This window comes from Alitiscatomonas aceti (genome assembly GCF_025567195.1).
Lineage (GTDB): Bacteria > Bacillota > Clostridia > Lachnospirales > Lachnospiraceae > Alitiscatomonas > Alitiscatomonas aceti.
The window spans coordinates 1-1,004 of the sequence record NZ_JAOQJF010000085.1; the positions used below are offsets into that span (position 1 = coordinate 1).

Here is a 1,004-nt window from a genome sequence, read left to right on the forward strand (position 1 = left end):
GAAGCTTATCGCAGCTTATCACGTCTTTCATCGGCTCTTAGTGCCAAGGCATCCACCCTGTGCTCTTTCTAGCTTAACCAGATGTCTCTTCGCCGTGGGAACGGCTCCGAAACGAAGGTGCATAGCGTTGCACCCCTGGCTGTTTGTTTACATTTTTCGGTTTGCATATCTTTCGATATGCCTCGGATGTCTTGTATCTTAAATATATATCTAAGATCTTTTATTCAGTATGCAGTTTTCAAGGTACGCTCTGACTGAAGTTTATCAGTCATCAGACTCCCGGATGGCTCCGGACCTCTGATCACTGGTAAAAACCAGTTTTAACAGCAATTCCCTGCTGGAAGGGGTTAACACATCCGTCTTTGCAGGCTTCACTTTTTTCTTCCGCCCACTGGGACATGTCTGTTCTATCTATAACCCTCTCGGGTATTTTGCAAAGGGGATCCGGCACCCACCTGCTCTCCCATGCCGTCTCCAGCATAGTACCATCGGCCGCCTACGTCTTAACCGTCGTGTTCGGGATGGGAACGGGTGTTTCCCATAGGCGCATCGGCACCGGAAGTTTTGTCTTTAAGTTTCCTCAAAAACTAAACAGTACATAAAACCCTTACTTCTTCTTCCTTAGAAAGGAGGTGATCCAGCCGCACCTTCCGATACGGCTACCTTGTTACGACTTCACCCCAGTTATCAGACCTGCCTTCGACAGCTCCCTCTTTGCAGTTGGGTCACTGGCTTCGGGCATTTCCGACTCCCATGGTGTGACGGGCGGTGTGTACAAGACCCGGGAACGTATTCACCGCAGCATGCTGATCTGCGATTACTAGCGATTCCAGCTTCATGTAGTCGGGTTGCAGACTACAATCCGAACTGGGACGTTATTTTTGGGATTTGCTTGCCTTCGCAGGGTTGCTTCCCTTTGTTTACGCCATTGTAGCACGTGTGTAGCCCAAATCATAAGGGGCATGATGATTTGACGTCATCCCCACCTTCCTCCAGGTTATCCC

3 rRNA genes are annotated in these 1,004 nt (G+C 49.4%); all 3 read right to left on the reverse strand.

Annotated features, from left to right (window positions below):
- A 23S ribosomal RNA gene (locus OCV69_RS16590) occupies nt 1-79 on the reverse strand; the annotation flags it as partial.
- 363 nt (nt 80-442) lie between these two features.
- Nucleotides 443-560 (reverse strand): 5S ribosomal RNA (gene rrf / locus OCV69_RS16595).
- 65 nt (nt 561-625) lie between these two features.
- Nucleotides 626-1,004 (reverse strand): 16S ribosomal RNA (locus OCV69_RS16600); the annotation flags it as partial.